Source organism: Enterobacter cloacae complex sp. P6RS (genome assembly GCF_014982245.1).
In the GTDB taxonomy this organism is placed as follows: domain Bacteria; phylum Pseudomonadota; class Gammaproteobacteria; order Enterobacterales; family Enterobacteriaceae; genus Enterobacter; species Enterobacter bugandensis.
Window position 1 is genome coordinate 35,577 of sequence record NZ_JADCLB010000005.1, and the last position, 20,778, is coordinate 56,354.

At 60.2% G+C, this 20,778-nt stretch carries 12 protein-coding genes; 10 read left to right on the plus strand and 2 right to left on the minus strand.

Features of this window, described 5'->3' with window-relative positions; all coding sequences use genetic code 11:
• Positions 1-40: 40 nt before the first annotated feature.
• Entirely contained in the window at positions 41-3,370 is a 3,330-nt protein-coding gene (locus INF73_RS03765) for a diguanylate cyclase (RefSeq protein ID WP_193542242.1), read from the plus strand.
• On the opposite strand, the gene alkA is transcribed toward INF73_RS03765, so the two are convergent.
• Positions 3,335-4,207 (minus strand): DNA-3-methyladenine glycosylase 2, encoded by an 873-nt coding sequence (gene alkA / locus INF73_RS03770; protein WP_041909100.1) that lies wholly within the window; start codon positions 4,205-4,207, stop codon positions 3,335-3,337. The genes INF73_RS03765 and alkA overlap by 36 nt on opposite strands.
• A 130-nt stretch (positions 4,208-4,337) precedes the next feature.
• Between alkA and yegD the strand changes: the two genes are divergently transcribed.
• The 9 genes from yegD (at position 4,338) to yegS (ending at position 19,466) form a co-directional block, all read left to right on the plus strand.
• Positions 4,338-5,690, plus strand: a complete 1,353-nt coding sequence (yegD, locus tag INF73_RS03775) for a molecular chaperone (protein ID WP_193542244.1) — start codon at positions 4,338-4,340, stop codon at positions 5,688-5,690.
• A 159-nt stretch (positions 5,691-5,849) separates the two neighbouring features.
• The gene (locus tag INF73_RS03780) at positions 5,850-7,052 is read left to right on the plus strand and encodes an MdtA/MuxA family multidrug efflux RND transporter periplasmic adaptor subunit (RefSeq protein WP_193542246.1); all 1,203 of its coding nucleotides are present in this window, start codon (positions 5,850-5,852) and stop codon (positions 7,050-7,052) included.
• Positions 7,052-10,174: an MdtB/MuxB family multidrug efflux RND transporter permease subunit gene (locus tag INF73_RS03785; RefSeq protein ID WP_193542248.1), complete on the plus strand. Its 3,123-nt coding sequence runs from the start codon at positions 7,052-7,054 to the stop codon at positions 10,172-10,174. Before INF73_RS03780 ends, INF73_RS03785 begins: the two co-directional genes overlap by 1 nt.
• Complete coding sequence (gene mdtC, locus INF73_RS03790) at positions 10,175-13,252, plus strand: multidrug efflux RND transporter permease subunit MdtC (protein WP_049000321.1); 3,078 nt, start codon at positions 10,175-10,177, stop codon at positions 13,250-13,252.
• Positions 13,253-14,668 carry an MFS transporter gene (locus tag INF73_RS03795; RefSeq protein WP_193542250.1) on the plus strand — a complete coding sequence of 472 codons (1,416 nt, stop codon included), beginning with the start codon at positions 13,253-13,255 and terminating at the stop codon, positions 14,666-14,668.
• A complete protein-coding gene (gene baeS, locus INF73_RS03800; protein ID WP_059358502.1) occupies positions 14,665-16,068 on the plus strand; it encodes a two-component system sensor histidine kinase BaeS in 1,404 nt (467 codons plus the stop codon). The genes INF73_RS03795 and baeS overlap by 4 nt, the downstream gene beginning before the upstream one ends.
• The gene (gene baeR, locus INF73_RS03805) at positions 16,065-16,787 is read left to right on the plus strand and encodes a two-component system response regulator BaeR (protein ID WP_193542252.1); all 723 of its coding nucleotides are present in this window, start codon (positions 16,065-16,067) and stop codon (positions 16,785-16,787) included. The genes baeS and baeR overlap by 4 nt, the downstream gene beginning before the upstream one ends.
• Positions 16,788-16,955: 168 nt before the next feature.
• Positions 16,956-18,317 carry a tRNA 5-hydroxyuridine modification protein YegQ gene (gene yegQ, locus INF73_RS03810; protein ID WP_008500866.1) on the plus strand — a complete coding sequence of 454 codons (1,362 nt, stop codon included), beginning with the start codon at positions 16,956-16,958 and terminating at the stop codon, positions 18,315-18,317.
• A gap of 249 nt (positions 18,318-18,566) precedes the next feature.
• Positions 18,567-19,466, plus strand: a complete 900-nt coding sequence (yegS, locus tag INF73_RS03815; RefSeq protein WP_193542254.1) for a lipid kinase YegS — start codon at positions 18,567-18,569, stop codon at positions 19,464-19,466.
• A gap of 68 nt (positions 19,467-19,534) precedes the next feature.
• Here yegS and fbaB read toward each other — a convergent pair whose 3' ends face one another.
• Entirely contained in the window at positions 19,535-20,587 is a 1,053-nt protein-coding gene (gene fbaB, locus INF73_RS03820; RefSeq protein ID WP_193542257.1) for a class I fructose-bisphosphate aldolase, read from the minus strand.
• Positions 20,588-20,778: the final 191 nt, after the last annotated feature.

Consider the following 20,778-nt stretch of genomic DNA (forward strand, 5'->3'; position numbering starts at 1 on the left):
CTTCTCTCCTGACGGCATGGCGTCTCTGGATAAAGCGGTAATGAATAAACAATACCAGCGGGTTTTGGTTACCACCCCACATCCTTTATTACGACTTGTCTGTCTGGGCCTGGTCACCTTTATCTTTACCTTATTTTCGCTGGAGCTTACCCGCTTCGGTACCCTGCTGGCGCCACTCTGGTTTCCTACCGCCATTATGATGGTGGCGTTTTACCGCCATGCAGGAAAAATGTGGCCCGGGATAGCCCTGGCCTGTTCATTTGGCAATATTCTGGCCTCGTGGATGGTGTTCTCCTGGGCGTCGATAAACCCCACCTACACCGCAATAAACGTTATTGAGGCCATCATCGGTGCCGTATTACTGCGCAAGCTGCTTCCGTGGTACAACCCGCTGCAAAATTTAAACGACTGGATCCGCCTGGCAATAGGCAGCGCGGTGGTGCCACCGCTGGTGGGCGGTATTCTGATGACGCTTCTGATCCCCGGCCCTGAGCCGCTGCGTAATTTCATCGTCTGGGTGCTATCTGAATCCATTGGCGCGCTGGCGCTGGTGCCGCTGGGGCTGCTGTTTAAATCCCATTACCTGCTCCGCCACCGTGACCCGAGATTGCTGCTGGAAACCCTGGTTACCATGGCCGTAACGCTGGCCCTCAGTTGGGCATCCATCACCTGGCTGCCGTGGCCCTTTACCTGCGTGATTGTCCTGCTGATGTGGAGCGCCGTGCGCTTGCCGCGGATGGAAGCGTTCATGGTGTTTCTGGTTACCGTGATGGTCGTTTCACTGATGATTGCCCATAACCCTTCGGCGCTGACCACCCAACATGCCGGGCCGATGATGAACGCGCCGTGGCTGCCGTTCCTGATGCTCCTCCTCCCCGCTAACGTGATGACCATGGTGATGTATGCCTTCCGTGCCGAACGCAAACACATCACCGAGAGCGAAGAGCGCTTTCGTAATGCAATGGAGTATTCCGCCATCGGTATGGCGTTAGTCAGCATGGAGGGCCAGTGGCTTCAGGCCAACAAGGCGCTGTGCAATTTCCTCGGTTACAGCCAGACCGAGCTACAGTCGCTCACCTTCCAGCAGCTCACCTGGCCGGAAGATTTGCATACCGACCTGGAACAGCTGGAACAGCTGGTCAACGGCGAGATCAACACCTACACCCTTGAAAAGCGCTATTACACGCGCAACGGAGAGGTCGTCTGGGCGCTTCTGGCCGTCTCCGTCGTGCGCCATGCCGATGGCTCACCGCTCTATTTCATCGCCCAGATTGAAGACATTAACGACCTGAAGCAGACCGAGTGGGTCAATAAACGGCTGATGGAGCGCATTACGCTGGCCAACGAAGCGGGCGGCATCGGCATCTGGGAGTGGGATCTGGAGCCAGACATCATCAGCTGGGATAAGCGGATGTTTGAGCTGTATGAAATTCCGCCGCACATTAAGCCCACCTGGCAGCTCTGGCACGAAAGAATATTGCCGGAAGATCGCGCCCATGCGGAGCAGGTGCTGCGGGATTCACTGGTTTCTCGTCTGCCGTTTAAGCTTGAATTCCGTATCCGCGTGAAGGAAGGCGTGCGCCATATACGCTCCCTGGCCAACCGGGTGCTGAATAAAGAGGGTGAAGTCGAACGTTTGCTCGGCATCAATATGGACATGACCGAGGTGAAGGAGCTTAACGAAGCGCTGTTTCAGGAAAAAGAGCGTCTGCACATCACGCTCGACTCCATCGGCGAAGCGGTGCTCTGTACCGATATCGACATGAACGTCACCTTTATGAACCCGGTCGCCGAGAAGATGAGCGGCTGGCTGCAGACCGAGGCCATCGGCCAGCCGATCCTGAAGGTGTTACACATCACCTTTGGGGAACGGGGCCCGCTGATGGAGAATATTCACAGCGGCGATATGTCACGCTCCGATATCGACCAGGATGTAGTGCTGAACTGCCGCACCGGCGGATCGTTTGATATCCACTACAGCATTACGCCACTCAGTACCCTTGATGGGCACAGTATTGGCTCGGTGATCGTTATTCAGGACGTCACCGAGTCGCGCAAAATGCTGCGTCAGCTAAGCTACAGCGCGTCGCACGATGCCCTCACCCACCTGGCAAATCGGGTCAGCTTCGAAAACCATCTCAAACGGCTTCTGCAAACCGTTCGCGAGACGCGTCAGCGTCATGCGCTGGTCTTTATCGATCTGGACCGCTTCAAAGCCGTCAATGATAGCGCAGGCCATGCGGCGGGAGATGCCCTGCTGCGGGAACTCTCTTCCATGATGTTAACCATGCTTCGCTCCAGCGACGTGCTGGCGCGCCTGGGCGGCGACGAGTTTGGGCTGCTGCTGCCGGACTGTAATATTGAGAGCGCGCGCTATATCACCGGGCGTTTGATCCATTCCATCAATGACTATCACTTTATGTGGGAAGGTCGCCTGCACCGGATTGGCGCCAGCGCAGGGATCACGCTGATTGATGAGCATAATAACCAGGCGTCAGAAGTGATGTCGCAGGCGGATATTGCCTGTTATGCCTCGAAGAACAGCGGCCGCGGCATCGTGACGGTGTACGAACCGCAGCAGGAGCGGGATCGGAGCGCGCGCAGCATGATGTCGCTGGACGAACAGTGGCATATGATCAAAGACAATCATCTGATGATGATAGCCCGCAGCGTCGCCTCCCCGCGCATACCGGAAAGCTGTAACTTCTGGCTGATTTCGCTACGCCTGTGGACCAGCCAGGGTGAAGTCCAGGAGGAGCACGCCTTCCGTTCTGGTCTGGCGGAGCCCGAACTGCTGCACGCCCTCGACAGACGTATCTTTGGTGAGTTTTTCCGCACCTCTGCCGCACAGGTCGCCCGTAAAGGGATGGGGGTAGCACTGCCGCTTTCTGCCGCCGGTTTAGCCAGCGTAACGCTGGTCGATGAACTCCTCGACCTGCTCGATAACAGCCCCATGCCGGGCCGTCTGCTGCATCTGGCTATCGCGAGCGACGTGGTGTGTAATCCGGATGAGAACCTGCAGCGAGGGCTGCAAAAGCTTCGCCAGGCGGGCTGCCGGGTGATCTTCAGCCAGATAGGGCGCGACATGAACGTCTTCAGCCACCTGAGCCCGAACATGGCCGATTATCTGATGCTCGACGCCGAGGTGGTGAGCAACGTGTATGGTAATCTGATGGATGAGATGATGGTGACCATTGTTCAGGGCCACGCCCAGCGTCTGGGGATGAAAACCATCGCGGGCCCCTGCAACCAGCCCATCATGATGGATACGCTTTCCGGCATCGGCATTGATTTTATCTATGGCGACACCATCGCCGAGCCGCAGCCGCTGGATCTACTGCTCAACACCAGTTATTTCGCCATCAACTGACGGCGTCCAGCCGTCGGTATACCAGATGTGCAGCAGCGCGTAGGAGCGCCACGGCTGCCAGCGCTCGGCGTAACGACGGATCTGCGCAGGGGTCATCCCGGCGAAGCGTTGCTTAATCAGATAATCATCCGGCAGGAACACATCTTTCGCCTGCCAGCCTCTCAGGGCCAGGTAATTTGCCGTCCAGCGCCCGATGCCCGGCCGCTGCTGTAGCGCCTTCATGCCCGCCTCAACGTCCTCGGGCGGCGTCAACGGAAACGTCCCGTCAACAACCGACTGCGCCAGATGAATCAGCGCCTCCGCGCGTTTTACCGGCATCCCGAGCGCCTTTAGCGCCAGCGGATCGGCAGCGGCCAGCGCTTGCGGGGAGGGAAAGCAGACATAACCCGGTGCATCCTTCACCGGCTCACCGCACAGGGCGACAACGCGGGAAGCCAGTTTCGCCGCCATCGCCACGCTGACCAACTGCCCGAGAATGGCCCGTACGCCCTGCTCGTACGCATCCATCGCCCCCGGCAGACGCAAGCCGGGGCGGGCAGCGCCGAGATCCCCCAGCGTATCCGCGATGTGCTGCGGGTTACAGGCGAGATCGAACAGGCGCGCGATGCGTTCAAGACACGTCTGCGCAACCGGAACCAACCCCGGGCTGAGCGTCACAATCAGCGTGTGGGTAGCGATATCCGGCGTCACGCGAAATATCCCCTGATGGCCGTCGCAGGCAAAGCTGCGCTCGTAGTAGTCGCTCGTGACGGTTTCAATGCCCGTCACCGCACGCGCGCCGAGAAAGCCAAACATCCACTGCCAGTCGTAAGGGGGTTGCCACGTCAGGGTATACATCGCTGCTCCTTTTTTATTTTTATCAGCATAAACGGAAAGACCTTGTTTCGCCTTGCTTTCATATTCCTGTTGTCGCGATGCAGACATTTCGTTAAAGTCTCGCCCCTTCTCACCGGCATGGGGATTAATCGTGTTTATTGGATTTGACTACGGTACGGCAAACTGCTCGGTTGCGATCATGCAAAACGGCCAACCGCAGCTTCTGAAAATGGAAAAAGAGAGCACGCTGCTGCCGTCAATGCTCTGCGCGCCAACGCGCGAAGCGGTGAGCGAGTGGCTGTTCCGCCACCATCAGGTTCCGGCTACCGCGGCGGAAACCCAGGCGTTGCTGCGTCGGGCGGTCAGCTTTAACCGCGAGGAAGACATCGACGTTACCCCTTCCAGCGTGCAGTTTGGCCTTTCCTCGCTCGGGCATTACATTGAAGACCCGGAAGAGGTCTACTTCGTTAAATCGCCAAAGTCCTTCCTCGGCGCGAGCGGCCTGAAGCCGCAGCAGGTGGCGATGTTTGAAGATCTGGTGTGCGCCATGATGCTGCATATCCGCAATCAGGCGCAGTCGCAGGTGCCGGATACTATCACCCAGGCGGTGATTGGCCGCCCGATCAACTTCCAGGGGCTGGGCGGTGACGAAGCCAACCAGCAGGCGCAGGGGATCCTTGAACGTGCGGCGCACCGGGCGGGATTCCGCGACGTGGTGTTTCAGTACGAGCCGGTTGCGGCGGGGCTGGATTTTGAAGCCACGCTGACGGAAGAGAAGCGCGTGCTGGTCGTCGACATCGGGGGCGGTACAACGGACTGCTCGCTGCTGCTGATGGGACCGCAGTGGCATCACCGTCGTGACCGCGAAAACAGCCTGCTCGGGCACAGCGGCTGCCGCGTAGGCGGTAACGATCTGGATATCGCCCTGGCCTTTAAGAGCCTGATGCCGCTGCTGGGCATGGGCGGGCAAACGGAAAAAGGCATCGCCCTGCCGATCCTGCCGTGGTGGAACGCGATTGCCATCAACGACGTTCCGGCGCAGAGTGATTTTTACAGCACCGCGAACGGGCGCTTCCTCAACGATCTGGTGCGCGACGCGCAGGATGCCGAGAAGGTCGCCCTGCTGTATAAAGTGTGGCGTCAGCGCCTGAGCTACCGCGTGGTGCGAACTGCGGAGGAGTGCAAAATCGCCCTTTCCGACCGTCCTGAACGTGCGGTCTCCTTGCCGTTTATCAGCGAGGATCTGACCACGGCGATTTCACAGGAGGGGCTGGAAATGGCGCTTGCTCAGCCGCTGCAGCGCATTCTGGAGCAGGTCCAGCTGGCGCTGGAGAACGGCAAAGAGAAGCCGGATGTGATCTACTTGACCGGCGGTAGCGCCCGTTCGCCGCTGATCAAGAAAGCGCTGGCGGAACAGCTGCCGGGCATTCCGATTGCCGGTGGGGATGACTTTGGCTCCGTTACCGCAGGGCTGGCGCGCTGGGCGCAGGTGATGTTTAGCTAATGCGGTTGTGCCGGGTGGCGGCTTCGCCTTACCCGGCTAAAACGATCGCCACACTCAGACCATTCCTGACAGTCTTCCATATTTCCTCCATTTTTCCGCTGTGTTAGCTGACTAAACTAGTATCATTCCCCGAAGTATTCAGGATGAGAACGTATAACGATGAAAGGCAGTAACAAATCCCGCTGGGCAATCGCCGCTGGCATCATTGTGGTGGTCCTTGCCGCCGCCTGGTACTGGCACAGTCAATCTGCGAACTCCGCCGCTCCCGCTGGCGCCAGCAGCCAGGCCCAGCGCCCGGCTGGCGGCGGCCGTCACGGCATGCGCGGCGGCGCGCTGGCACCGGTTCAGGCGGCGACGGCGGTGAGCAAAGCCGTTCCGCGTTATCTGACGGGGCTCGGAACCATTACCGCCGCCAACACCGCCACGGTGCGCAGCCGCGTTGACGGTCAGCTCATCGCGATCCACTTCCAGGAAGGTCAGCAGGTCAAAGCGGGCGATCTGCTGGCGGAAATCGACCCGAGCCAGTTTAAAGTCGCCCTCGCTCAGGCGCAGGGGCAGCTCGCGAAAGACAAAGCCACCCTCGCCAACGCCCGTCGCGATCTGGCGCGCTACCAGCAGCTGGTGAAAACCAACCTCGTTTCTCGTCAGGAGCTGGACACCCAGCAGTCGCTGGTCAGCGAAACGCAGGGCACCATCAAAGCCGACGAGGCCGCCGTCGCCAGCGCGCAGCTGCAGCTCGACTGGAGCCGCATCACCGCCCCGATTGACGGACGCGTGGGCCTGAAGCAGGTCGATATCGGTAACCAGATCTCCAGCGGCGACACCACGGGCATCGTGGTGATCACCCAGACCCACCCGATTGATTTAGTCTTTACCCTGCCGGAAAGCGATATCGCAACCGTCATGCAGGCGCAAAAAACCGGCAAAGGCCTGGTGGTGGAAGCCTGGGACCGCACCAACAAGCAGAAGCTGAGCGAGGGTTCCCTGCTCAGTCTGGACAACCAGATCGATACCACCACCGGCACCATCAAGCTGAAGGCGCGCTTTAACAACCAGGACGATGCCCTCTTCCCGAACCAGTTCGTCAACGCGCGAATGCTGGTCGCTACCGAAGAGAACGCGGTAGTGATCCCCACCGCAGCGCTGCAAATGGGTAACGAAGGAAGCTTTGTCTGGGTGCTGAACAGCGACAATAAAGTGAGCAAGCATCTGGTGAAAACCGGGATTCAGGACAGCCAGACGGTGGTCATCAGCGCCGGGCTCTCCGCCGGCGACCGCGTGGTCACCGACGGCATCGACCGTCTCACCGAAGGCGCGAAAGTTGAGGTGGTTGAACCTGCGAAACAGGGAGCGACCTCCTGATGCAGGTTATGCCCCCGAGCTCTACAGGTGGGCCGTCACGCCTGTTTATCCTCCGCCCTGTCGCCACCACGCTGTTGATGGTGGCGATCCTGCTGGCCGGGATCATTGGCTACCGCTTCCTGCCCGTGTCGGCGCTGCCGGAGGTGGATTATCCAACGATTCAGGTTGTCACTCTCTATCCTGGCGCCAGCCCGGACGTGGTGACGTCCGCCATTACCGCCCCGCTGGAGCGCCAGTTTGGCCAGATGTCCGGATTAAAACAGATGTCCTCACAGAGTTCCGGCGGGGCATCCGTCGTGACGCTGCAGTTCCAGCTAACGCTGTCGCTGGACGTCGCCGAGCAGGAAGTGCAGGCCGCCATCAACGCCGCCACCAACCTGCTGCCGTCGGACCTGCCTAACCCGCCGGTCTACAGCAAGGTGAACCCGGCGGATCCGCCGATCATGACGCTGGCCGTTACCTCCTCCGCCATGCCGATGACCCAGGTCGAAGACATGGTCGAAACCCGCGTGGCGCAGAAGATTTCTCAGGTCTCCGGCGTCGGCCTCGTCACGCTGGCGGGCGGCCAGCGCCCGGCCGTGCGCGTGAAGCTTAACGCACAGGCGATTGCCGCGCTGGGGCTGACCAGCGAAACCATCCGCACCGCCATCAGCAGTGCCAACGTCAACTCGGCAAAAGGCTCGCTGGACGGCCCGACCCGTGCGGTCACCCTCTCGGCAAACGACCAGATGCAGTCCGCCGACGAATACCGTCAGCTGATTGTGGCCTACCAGAACGGCGCGCCGATCCGCCTGGGGGACGTCGCCACCGTGGAACAAGGCGCGGAAAACAGCTGGCTCGGCGCGTGGGCGAACAAGCAGCAGGCGATCGTGATGAACGTGCAGCGCCAGCCGGGCGCCAACATCATCGAAACCGCCGACAGCATCCGCACCATGCTGCCGCAGCTGATTGAAAGCCTGCCGAAATCGGTCAGCGTAAAAGTCCTTTCCGACCGCACCACCAACATTCGTGCGTCGGTCACCGACACCCAGTTCGAGCTGATGCTGGCGATTGCGCTGGTGGTAATGATCATTTACCTGTTCCTGCGCAACGTTCCGGCAACCATTATCCCCGCCGTCGCCGTGCCGCTCTCGCTGGTCGGGACCTTTGCGGTGATGGTGTTCCTCGACTTTTCGATTAACAACCTGACGCTGATGGCGCTGACCATCGCCACCGGGTTCGTGGTGGATGACGCCATCGTCGTTATCGAGAACATCTCGCGCTATATCGAGAAAGGTGAAAAGCCGCTGGCCGCCGCGCTGAAGGGCGCAGGGGAAATCGGCTTTACCATTATCTCTCTGACCTTCTCGCTGATTGCGGTGCTGATCCCGCTACTGTTTATGGGTGACATCGTCGGGCGGCTGTTCCGCGAGTTTGCCGTGACGCTGGCGGTCGCCATTCTCATCTCTGCCGTGGTGTCGCTGACCCTGACGCCGATGATGTGCGCCCGCATGCTAAGCCACGAGTCCCTGCGCAAGCAAAACCGCGTCTCCCGCGCCTCCGAGCGGATGTTCGAGCGAATTATTGCCGCCTACGGTCGCGTGCTGGCGAAAGTGCTGAACCATCCGTGGGCAACGCTTGGCGTGGCGCTTGGCACGCTGGCGCTCAGCGTAATGCTGTGGATTTTTATTCCGAAAGGTTTCTTCCCCATCCAGGATAACGGCATTATTCAGGGCACGCTTCAGGCTCCGCAGTCGGTCTCCTTCGCGAACATGGCGCAGCGCCAGCAGCAGGTGTCTGAGATCATCATGAAAGACCCAGCGGTGGAGAGCCTGACGTCCTACGTGGGGGTGGATGGCACCAATCCGTCGCTCAACAGCGCGCGTCTGCAGATCAACCTCAAGCCGCTGGATGAGCGCGACGACCGCGTGAACGCCGTCATCGAGCGCCTGCAAAGCGCCGTGGCCCGCGTGCCGGGCGTTGAGCTTTACCTGCAGCCGATTCAGGATTTGACCATTGATACCCAGGTCAGCCGCACGCAGTATCAGTTCACGCTCCAGGCTACGTCGCTTGACGCCCTCAGCACCTGGGTGCCGCAGCTGGTTGAAAAACTTAACACCCTGCCGCAGCTCGCCGACGTCAGCAGCGACTGGCAGGACAAGGGGCTGGCGGCCTACGTCAACGTTAACCGCGACACCGCCAGCCGTCTGGGCATCACCATGTCGGACGTGGACAACGCCCTGTACAACGCCTTCGGGCAGCGCCTGATCTCCACCATCTACACCCAGGCGAACCAGTACCGCGTGGTGCTGGAACACAACACCGAGAACACCCCCGGCCTGGCCGCGCTGGACTCGGTGCGCCTGACCAGCAAAGACGGCGGCATTGTGCCGCTGAGCGCCATCGCCACGGTGGAGGAGCGCTATACCCCGCTGTCGATTAACCACCTGGATCAGTTCCCGTCCACCACCATTTCCTTCAACGTGCCGGACGGTTACTCGCTGGGCGAGGCGGTGGAAGCCATCCAGGCTGCTGAAAAAGCGCTTAGCTTCCCGTCCGACATTCAGACCCAGTTCCAGGGCAGCACGCTGGCGTTCCAGGCCGCGCTGGGCAACACCGTCTGGCTGATCGTCGCGGCGGTCGTGGCGATGTACATCGTACTTGGCGTGCTGTACGAAAGTTTTATCCACCCGATCACCATCCTCTCTACCCTGCCAACGGCAGGCGTGGGGGCGCTGCTGGCATTGATGCTGGCGGGCAGCGAGCTGGACGTTATTGCCATCATCGGCATCATCCTGCTTATCGGGATCGTGAAGAAAAACGCCATCATGATGATCGACTTTGCGCTGGCCGCCGAGCGCGAGCAGGGCATGTCGCCGCGCGATGCCATCTTCCAGGCCTGCCTGCTGCGTTTCCGCCCGATCCTGATGACCACGCTGGCCGCCCTATTGGGGGCGCTGCCGCTGATGCTCAGCACCGGCGTCGGCGCGGAGCTGCGCCGCCCGCTGGGTATCGGTATGGTCGGGGGCCTGCTGGTGAGTCAGGTGCTGACGCTCTTCACCACGCCGGTGATCTATCTGCTGTTTGACCGCCTGGCGCTGTGGACCAAAAGCCGTTTCCCGAAACGTGAAGAGGAGGCGTAAGTGAAGTTTTTCGCCCTCTTCATTTACCGTCCGGTGGCGACGATTTTACTCTCCGTCGCCATTACCCTGTGCGGCGTGCTGGGCTTCCGGCTGCTGCCAGTTGCCCCCCTGCCGCAGGTGGATTTCCCGGTGATCATGGTCAGCGCCTCGCTGCCGGGTGCGTCACCGGAGACCATGGCCTCGTCCGTTGCCACGCCGCTGGAGCGTTCTCTTGGGCGGATTGCGGGGGTCAACGAGATGACCTCCAGCAGCTCGCTGGGCAGCACGCGCATCATTCTGGAATTCAGCTTCGACCGGGATATTAACGGTGCCGCCCGTGACGTGCAGGCGGCCATCAACGCCGCGCAAAGCCTTCTGCCGAGCGGGATGCCGAGCCGTCCTACCTACCGCAAGGCCAATCCGTCCGACGCGCCAATCATGATCCTGACGCTGACCTCGGACACCTATTCTCAGGGGCAACTCTACGACTTTGCGTCGACCCAGCTGGCGCAGACGATCTCACAAATCAACGGCGTGGGTGACGTGAGCGTTGGCGGCAGTTCTCTGCCCGCCGTGCGCGTGGGCCTGAACCCGCAGGCGCTGTTCAACCAGGGCGTGTCGCTGGACGACGTGCGCTCCGCCATCAGCAGCGCCAACGTGCGTAAACCGCAGGGGGCGATTGAGGACGGCAGCCACCGCTGGCAGATCCACACCAACGACGAGCTAAAAACCGCTGCGGAATACCAGCCGCTGATTATTCACTACAACAACGGCGCGGCGGTACGCCTGAGCGACGTCGCCAGCGTCACTGACTCGGTGCAGGACGTGCGCAACGCCGGGATGACCAACGCTAAACCGGCCATCCTGCTGATGATCCGCAAGCTGCCGGAGGCGAACATTATTGAGACGGTGAACAGCATTCGCGCCCGCCTCCCGGAGCTACAGGAGACCATCCCGGCAGCAATCGATCTGCAGATTGCCCAGGATCGCTCCCCGACCATCCGCGCCTCGCTTGAAGAGGTGGAGCAAACGCTGATTATCTCCGTCGCGCTGGTGATCCTGGTGGTGTTCCTGTTCCTGCGCTCCGGCCGCGCGACGCTGATCCCGGCGGTGGCCGTGCCGGTGTCGCTGATTGGGACCTTTGCCGCCATGTACCTGTGCGGCTTTAGCCTTAACAACCTGTCGCTGATGGCCCTGACAATTGCGACGGGCTTCGTAGTGGATGACGCCATCGTGGTGCTGGAGAACATTTCCCGCCACCTTGAAGCGGGCGTGAAACCGCTGCAGGCCGCGCTGCAGGGCACGCGCGAGGTGGGCTTTACGGTACTTTCCATGAGCCTGTCGCTGGTGGCGGTATTCCTGCCACTGCTGCTGATGGGCGGGCTGCCGGGCAGGCTGCTGCGGGAGTTTGCCGTCACGCTCTCGGTCGCCATCGGGATTTCGCTGGTGATTTCCCTGACGCTGACGCCGATGATGTGCGGCTGGATGCTCAAGCGCAGCAAGCCTCACTCGCAGCCGCGCCGCAAAGGCTTTGGTCGTTTTCTGATGGCGATGCAGGAAGGCTACGGCAAATCGCTGAAGTGGGTGCTGAACCATACGCGGCTGGTCGGCCTGGTGCTGATCGCCACTATTGGGCTCAACGTCTGGATGTACATCACCATCCCGAAAACCTTCTTCCCGGAGCAGGACACCGGCGTGCTGATGGGCGGCATCCAGGCGGACCAGAGCATTTCATTCCAGGCGATGCGCGGCAAGCTGCAGGACTTTATGAAGATCATTCGTGAGGATCCGGCTGTAGACAACGTCACTGGCTTTACCGGCGGCTCGCGCGTTAACAGCGGGATGATGTTCATTACCCTTAAGCCGCGCGGCGAGCGCAACGAAACGGCGCAGCAGGTGATTGACCGCCTGCGTGTGAAGCTCGCCAAAGAGCCGGGCGCAAACCTGTTTTTGATGGCCGTTCAGGATATCCGCGTCGGCGGGCGGCAGGCGAACGCCAGCTACCAGTACACGTTGCTCTCGGATGATTTAGCCGCCCTGCGCGAGTGGGAGCCGAAGATCCGTAAGGCGCTGGCCGCCCTGCCGGAGCTGGCGGACGTAAACTCCGATCAGCAGGACAACGGCGCGGAGATGGCGCTCACCTACGACCGCGAAACCATGTCGCGGCTGGGCATTAACGTTGAAGCCGCCAACAGCCTGCTGAACAACGCCTTCGGCCAGCGGGAGATCTCCACCATCTATCAGCCGATGAACCAGTATAAGGTGGTGATGGAGGTCGATCCGCGCTACACCCAGGACATCAGCGCGCTGGATAAAATGTTTGTGATCAACAGCGACGGCAAGGCGATACCGCTCTCCTACTTTGCCAGCTGGCGACCAGCCAACGCGCCGCTGTCGGTGAACCATCAGGGGCTGTCGGCGGCGTCGACCATCTCCTTTAACCTGCCCGCCGGTTCGTCGCTTTCGGAGGCCAGCGACGCGATCAACCGCGCGATGACCCAGCTTGGCGTACCATCCACCGTGCGCGGCAGCTTTGCCGGGACCGCGCAGGTGTTCCAGGAGACGATGAACTCGCAGGTGATTTTGATCCTGGCGGCCATTGCCACGGTCTATATTGTGCTGGGCGTGCTGTATGAAAGCTACGTGCACCCGCTGACCATCCTCTCGACGCTGCCGTCGGCGGGCGTGGGGGCGTTGCTGGCGCTGGAGCTGTTTGGCGCGCCGTTCAGCCTGATCGCGCTTATCGGCATTATGCTGTTAATCGGCATTGTTAAGAAAAACGCCATCATGATGGTGGACTTCGCGCTGGACGCCCAGCGCAACGGCAATCTCTCGCCGGAGGAGGCGATTTTCCAGGCCTGCCTGCTGCGCTTCCGTCCGATCATGATGACCACCCTGGCGGCGCTGTTTGGCGCGCTGCCGCTGGTTATCTCGGGCGGCGATGGCTCAGAGCTGCGCCAGCCGCTGGGGATCACCATCGTCGGCGGCCTGGTGATGAGCCAGCTGCTGACGCTGTACACCACGCCGGTGGTCTATCTGTTCTTCGACCGCCTGCGGCTGCGCTTTTCGCGTAAAAACAGAGAAACGGTAAACGGGTAAATGACTGAGCTTCCCAGCAACGTTCGCTGGCAATTGTGGATAGTCGCCTTCGGCTTCTTTATGCAGTCGCTGGATACGACCATCGTCAACACCGCCCTCCCCTCCATGGCGAAAAGCCTGGGGGAGAGCCCGCTGCATATGCACATGGTGATTGTCTCCTACGTGCTGACGGTGGCCGTGATGCTGCCTGCCAGCGGCTGGCTGGCGGACAAAGTGGGCGTGCGGAATATCTTCTTTACCGCCATCGTGCTGTTTACCGCTGGCTCGCTGTTTTGCGCCCAGGCCAACACCCTCGACCAGCTGGTGACGGCGCGCGTGCTGCAGGGCGTCGGCGGGGCGATGATGGTGCCCGTCGGGCGGTTAACGGTGATGAAGATTGTGCCACGCGAGCAGTACATGGCGGCGATGACCTTCGTCACCCTGCCCGGCCAGGTGGGGCCGCTGCTGGGCCCGGCGCTGGGCGGGATGCTGGTGGAGTATGCCTCCTGGCACTGGATCTTCTTGATCAATCTGCCGGTGGGCATCATCGGCGCCATCGCCACCCTGACGCTGATGCCGAACTACAAAATGCAGACCCGACGCTTTGATTTCTTCGGCTTTATTCTGCTGGCGGCGGGCATGGCCACGCTCACCCTGGCGCTCGACGGGCAAAAGGGGCTGGGGATCTCCGCCCTGACGCTCGGGGTGCTGGTGGTTATCGGCATCACCGCCATTCTGTGGTATCTGTGGCATGCTCGCGGGAATGACCAGGCGCTGTTCAGCCTGAACTTATTTAAAAATCCCACCTACCGCCTTGGCCTGTTCGGCAGCTTCGCCGGACGTATCGGCAGCGGCATGCTGCCGTTTATGACGCCCGTGTTTCTGCAAATTGGCATGGGGTTTTCGCCGTTCCACGCGGGCCTGATGATGATCCCGATGGTGCTCGGCAGCATGGGGATGAAGCGCATCGTGGTGCAGGTGGTGAACCGCTTTGGCTACCGTCACGTGCTGGTGGCCGCCACGCTGGGGCTGTCGCTGGTCAGCCTGCTGTTTATGGCCGTGGCGCTGATGGGCTGGTACTACGTCCTGCCGCTGGTGCTGTTCTGTCAGGGGATTGTCAACTCCATGCGCTTCTCATCGATGAATACCCTGACGCTGAAAGACCTGCCGGACGATCTGGCGAGCAGCGGCAACAGCCTGCTGTCGATGATCATGCAGCTCTCCATGAGCGTCGGCGTGACTATCGCGGGGTTACTGCTCGGCATGTACGGCCAGCATCACCTCAGCGTCGACACGCCGGTGGCGCATCAGGTCTTTTTGTATACCTATCTCAGCATGGCGGTCATCATCGCCCTGCCCGCTTTCATCTTCGCCCGCGTGCCGGATGATACCAGCAAGAACGTCGTGATTAGGCGCGGCAAAAGGAGTGGCTCATGAAATTCTGGCGTCCGGGTATTACCGGCAAGCTCTTCGTGGCGATCTTCGCCACCTGTATCGTCCTGCTGATCACCATGCACTGGGCGGTGCGGATCAGCTTTGAGCGCGGTTTTATTGATTACATTAAGCATGGCAACGAGCAGCGCCTGCAGGGCTTAAGCGATGCGCTGAGTGAACAGTACGCCCAGCACGGCAACTGGCGTTTTCTGCGCAATAACGACCGCTTTATTTTCCAGATCCTGCGCTCGCTGGAGCACGATGCCGGCGACGATCGGCCTGGCCCGGGCATGCCGCCGCACGGCTGGCGCACCCAGTTCTGGGTAATCGATCAGGATATGCGCACGCTGGTTGGGCCGCGCGCCCCGATACCGCCGGACGGCACCCGCCGGGCGATTAAGGTGAATAACGCGACCGTCGGCTGGGTTATCGCCTCACCGGTGGAGCGCCTGACGCGTAACACCGATATCAACTTTGACCGCCAGCAGCGCCGGACCAGTTGGCTGATCGTCGCTCTCTCCACCCTGCTCGCCGCGCTCGCCACCTTCCCGCTGGCGCGCGGTCTGCTCGCGCCGGTGAAACGGCTGGTGGAAGGCACGCACAAGCTGGCCGCCGGGGATTTCACCACCCGCGTCGACACCCGCAGCCAGGACGAACTGGGCAAGCTGGCGCAGGACTTTAACCAGCTCGCCAGCACGCTGGAGAAAAACCAGCAGATGCGCCGCGACTTTATGGCCGATATTTCCCACGAGCTGCGCACCCCACTGGCGGTGCTGCGCGGCGAGCTGGAAGCCATTCAGGACGGCGTGCGCCAGTTTACGCCCGAATCGGTGGCCTCCCTGCAGGCGGAGGTGGGCACGCTCACCAAGCTGGTGGACGATCTCCACCAGCTCTCCATGTCCGACGAAGGCGCGCTGGCCTACCAGAAGGCGCCCGTCGATGTCATTAACGTGCTCGAAGTTGCCAGCGGCGCCTTCCGGGAACGGTTTGCCAGCCGCAACCTGAAAATCGACCTCTCCCTGCCGGACAGCGCGGTGGTATTTGGTGACAAAGACCGGCTGATGCAGCTGTTCAACAACCTGCTGGAGAACAGCCTGCGCTACACCGACAGCGGCGGCGGGCTGCACATCTCCGGCAGGCAGGAAAACGGGCGCTTTGTCCTCACCTTCGCCGATTCCGCCCCCGGCGTGCAGGACGCGCAGCTGGAAAAATTGTTCGAGCGCTTTTACCGCACCGAAGGCTCCCGCAACCGCGCCAGCGGCGGTTCCGGCCTGGGGCTGGCGATTTGCGTTAACATCGTCGAGGCGCATAATGGCACCATTCGCGCCGCCCATTCGCCTTTTGGCGGGGTTAGCATTACAGTAGAGTTACCTCTGGAACGGGATTTATCGAGAGAAGTATGACCGAGTTACCGATTGACGAAAACACGCCGCGCATTTTGATCGTCGAAGACGAACCCAAGCTGGGACAGCTGCTGATCGACTATTTACGCGCGGCCAGCTATGCCCCGTCACTGATCGGCCACGGCGACCAGGTGCTGCCGTACGTGCGCCAGACCCCGCCGGATCTTATCCTGCTGGATTTAATGCTGCCTGGCGTTGATGGCCTGACCCTGTGCCGGGAGATTCGTCGCTTCTCCGACGTGCCGATCGTCATGGTTACCGCTAAAATCGAAGAGATTGACCGTCTGCTGGGGCTCGAAATCGGCGCGGACGACTACATCTGCAAGCCCTACAGCCCGCGTGAGGTGGTGGCCCGCGTGAAAACCATTCTGCGCCGCTGCAGGCCGAAGCGCGAGCTTCAGATGCTGGACGCCGAAAGCCCGCTGATTGTGGATGAGAGCCGCTTCCAGGCGAGCTGGCGCAGCAAGCTGCTGGACCTCACCCCTGCGGAGTTCCGCCTGCTCAAAACCCTTTCCCACGAGCCGGGAAAAGTCTTCTCCCGCGAACAGCTGCTGAACCACCTGTACGACGATTACCGCGTGGTGACCGATCGCACCATCGACAGCCACATCAAAAACCTGCGCCGCAAGCTGGAGGCGCTGGACGCCGAGCAGTCATTTATTCGCGCGGTGTACGGCGTGGGGTATCGCTGGGAAGCGGATGCGTGCAGGATTGCCTAGCTAGCCGCTGGTTAATCCAGGCCGGGTAAGGCGAAGCCGCCACCCGGCACAATAACTTTACCTCCCTGCCCCGCAGCGCTACAATGCCCGCCCTTAAAGTGGGGGATCTCCCCTTACCGCTGCACCTGGTGCATGCGGATCTGACCTGTCATCAGAACGAGAACAAACATGTTTAAACCGGAACTCCTTTCCCCGGCGGGAACGCTGCAAAATATGCGTTACGCTTTCGCCTATGGCGCCGACGCCGTTTACGCGGGCCAGCCGCGCTACTCGCTGCGCGTGCGTAACAACGAATTCAACCACGAGAACCTGCAGCTCGGCATCAACGAGGCGCATGCCCTGGGTAAAAAATTCTACGTGGTGGTGAATATCGCGCCGCACAACGCCAAGCTGAAAACGTTCATCCGCGACCTGAAGCCGGTGGTGGATATGGGGCCGGACGCGCTGATCATGTCGGACCCGGGTTTAATCATGCTGGTTCGGGAGAACTTCCCGGAAATGGATATTCACCTCTCCGTACAGGCTAACGCCGTCAACTGGGCGACGGTAAAATTCTGGAAGCAGATGGGGCTGACCCGCGTCATTCTGTCCCGCGAGCTTTCGCTGGAAGAGATCGAAGAGATCCGCACTCAGGTGCCGGATATGGAAATCGAAATCTTCGTCCACGGCGCGCTGTGCATGGCCTACTCCGGCCGCTGCCTGCTCTCTGGCTATATCAACAAGCGCGACCCGAACCAGGGCACCTGCACCAACGCCTGCCGCTGGGAATATAACGTCCAGGAAGGAAAAGAGGACGATATCGGCAACATCGTCCACAAGCATGAGCCGATTCCGGTGACGAACGTTGAACCGACGCTGGGCATCGGCGCGCCAACCGACAGCGTGTTTATGATTGAAGAAGCCAAGCGTCCGGGCGAGTACATGACCGCCTTTGAAGATGAGCACGGCACCTACATCATGAACTCGAAGGATCTGCGCGCCATCGCCCACGTTGAGCGCCTGACGCAGATGGGCGTGCACTCCCTGAAGATCGAAGGCCGCACCAAATCCTATTACTACTGCGCGCGTACCGCACAGGTGTACCGCAAAGCCATCGACGATGCGGCGGCCGGTAAACCGTTCGATACCAGCCTGCTGGAAACGCTGGAAGGCCTGGCGCACCGCGGCTATACCGAAGGCTTCCTGCGCCGCCATACCCACGACGACTACCAGAACTACGAGCACGGCTACTCCGTTTCCGAGCGCCAGCAGTTTGTCGGCGACTTCACCGGCGAGCGCAAAGGCGCGCTGGCGGCCGTGGCGGTGAAAAACAAGTTCACCAAAGGCGACAGCCTGGAGCTGATGACCCCACAGGGCAACATGAACTTCACGCTGGAGCATCTGGAAAACGGCAAAGGCGAAGCGATTGAGGTCGCGCCGGGCGACGGGCATACCGTCTGGCTGCCGGTTCCGGAAGAGGTGGAGCTGAAGTTCGCGCTGCTGATGCGTAACTTCAACGGTGAAAGCACACGTAATCCACACGGCAAATAGTCAATCAGGGAAATTTTTTCGCGCTGGGATAATTCTTAGAATCGGATCACATACCGCTTCGTTCAATACGGGTATTATCCCACGCGCTGAAAAACATAACCCATAAATGCTAGCTGTACCAGGAACCACCTCCTTAGCCTGCGTAATCTCCCTTACGCGGGCTTATTTTTTGTCTTTCATCCTGTTCTTACCCGCTTTTTTCCGCTCTGCTATACACTCTTACTAACGCTAAAAAAGGGAGCAGCGAGGATGGCAACCTATCCAGACAGTTTATTGATTCTCAATGGCAAAAGTGCAGGCAACGATCCGTTGCGTCAGGCGATTATGGGTTTGCGTGACGACGGCGCACGTATCCACGTGCGCGTGACGTGGGAAAAAGGCGACGCGGCACGCTATATCAACGAAGGCTTAGCGTTAGGTATCAGCACCATCATTTCCGGCGGCGGCGACGGCACCATCAATGAGATCGCCTCTGCGCTTATCGACCAGCCACCGGCAGATCGCCCGGTGATGGGCATATTACCGCTCGGCACCGCCAATGATTTTGCCACCAGCGCCGGGATCCCGGAAGATTTAGAGAAGGCGCTTCAGCTGGCAATCCTCGGCAAAGCCACCGCCGTGGATATCGCCCAGGTGAATGACAAAACCTGCTTTATCAATATGGCGACGGGTGGATTCGGCACGCGCATTACCAGCGAAACGCCGGAAAAACTGAAGGCGGCGCTGGGCGGCGTGTCATACCTGATCCACGGTTTGATGCGCATGGACACCCTTAAGCCGGACCGATGCGAAATTCGCGGTGAGGATTTTCAGTGGCAGGGTGACGCGCTGGTGATTGGGATTGGCAACGGACGTCAGGCAGGCGGCGGACAGCAGCTCTGCCCGGAGGCGCTGATTAACGATGGTCAGCTACAGCTGCGCATTTTCACGGGCGACGGTCTGCTGCCCGCGCTGTTTACCACGCTGACGCAGCCGGAAGAGAGCCCGAATATCATTGACGGTAAATCGGCGTGGTTCGAGGTGAATGCGCCGCACGGGATGACGTTTAACCTCGACGGAGAGCCGCTGAGCGGGACGCAGTTCCGCATTGAGGTGTTGCCCGGCGCGCTGGAGTGCAGGCTGCCGCCGGACTGTGTGCTTTTGCGCTGATGTTTCACACGGTGCGCGATGATGCCCTCACCCCAACCCTCTCCCACAGGGAGAGGGAGATGGAGACGTCAGGCAATTGTGACTTTACTGTCCAGATAGACGTCCTGAACCGCATTGATCAGCTTCACGCCGTCGGCCATTGATTTCTTGAACGCCTTACGGCCAAGGATCAGCCCCATGCCACCCGCGCGTTTGTTGATAACCGCCGTACGCACCGCGTCTGACAGGTCAGTATCGCCGCCCGCCGCACCGCCGGAGTTAATCAGCCCTGCACGACCCATATAGCAGTTCGCCAGCTGGTAGCGCACCAGGTCGATCGGGTTATCGCTGGTCAGCTTGCTGTAAACGCGATCGTCGGTGTAGCCAAAGTTAACCGCTTTATAGCCGCCGTTATTTTCAGCCATTTTCTGCTTCACAATATCCGCGCCAATGGTGGCCGCCAGATGGTTTGCCTGGCCGGTCAGGTCGGCGGAGACGTGGTAATCCACCCCGTCTTTTTTGAACGCCGAGTTACGCAGGTACGCCCACAGCACGGTTACCATACCCAGCTCGTGCGCGCGCTCAAATGCCGCAGAGATCTCTTCAATCTGACGACGAGACTGTTCAGAGCCGAAGTAAATCGTCGCCCCAACGGCAACCGCCCCCATATTGAAGGCCTGCTCGACGCTGGCGTAAAGCGTCTGGTCATATTCGGTGGGGTAGCTCAGGGTTTCATTGTGGTTCAGCTTCACGAGGAACAGAATGCGGTGGGCATAGCGACGCGAGACGGAGGCCAGCACGCCGTAGGTGGAGGCCACGCAGTTACAGCCCGCTTCAATCGCCAGCTCAACAATGTTCTTCGGATCGAAATAGAGCGGATTCGCCGCGAAGGAGGCGCCCGCCGAGTGCTCAACGCCCTGGTCCACCGGCAGAATAGAGAGATACCCCGTACCACCGAGTCGCCCGGTGTTATAGAGCGTCTGCATATTTCGCAGAACCGCTGGCGGACGGTTGTTATCCACCATCACGCGGTCAACGTAGTCGTGGCCAGGCAGGTAAAGCTGGTCGGCTGGAATGGTCATACAACGATGCTGTAAAAGGCTGTCGGCGTCTTTGCCAAGCAACTGCGCAATATCAGTCATGTGATACTCCCGTAAATCCGACGTCGTGTCGGTGTGTGTTTATCCAGTCCCATCTTTTATGGGCAGACTAAGCCTGGTACCGACTTAACAGATTTTCCACCATATGCATTTTTTTTCAGCACAATCTGCTGGCTCGATTCGTGTACAACAAAACTGTTACATTGATCAAACAATCGCCACAAAGGTATTTA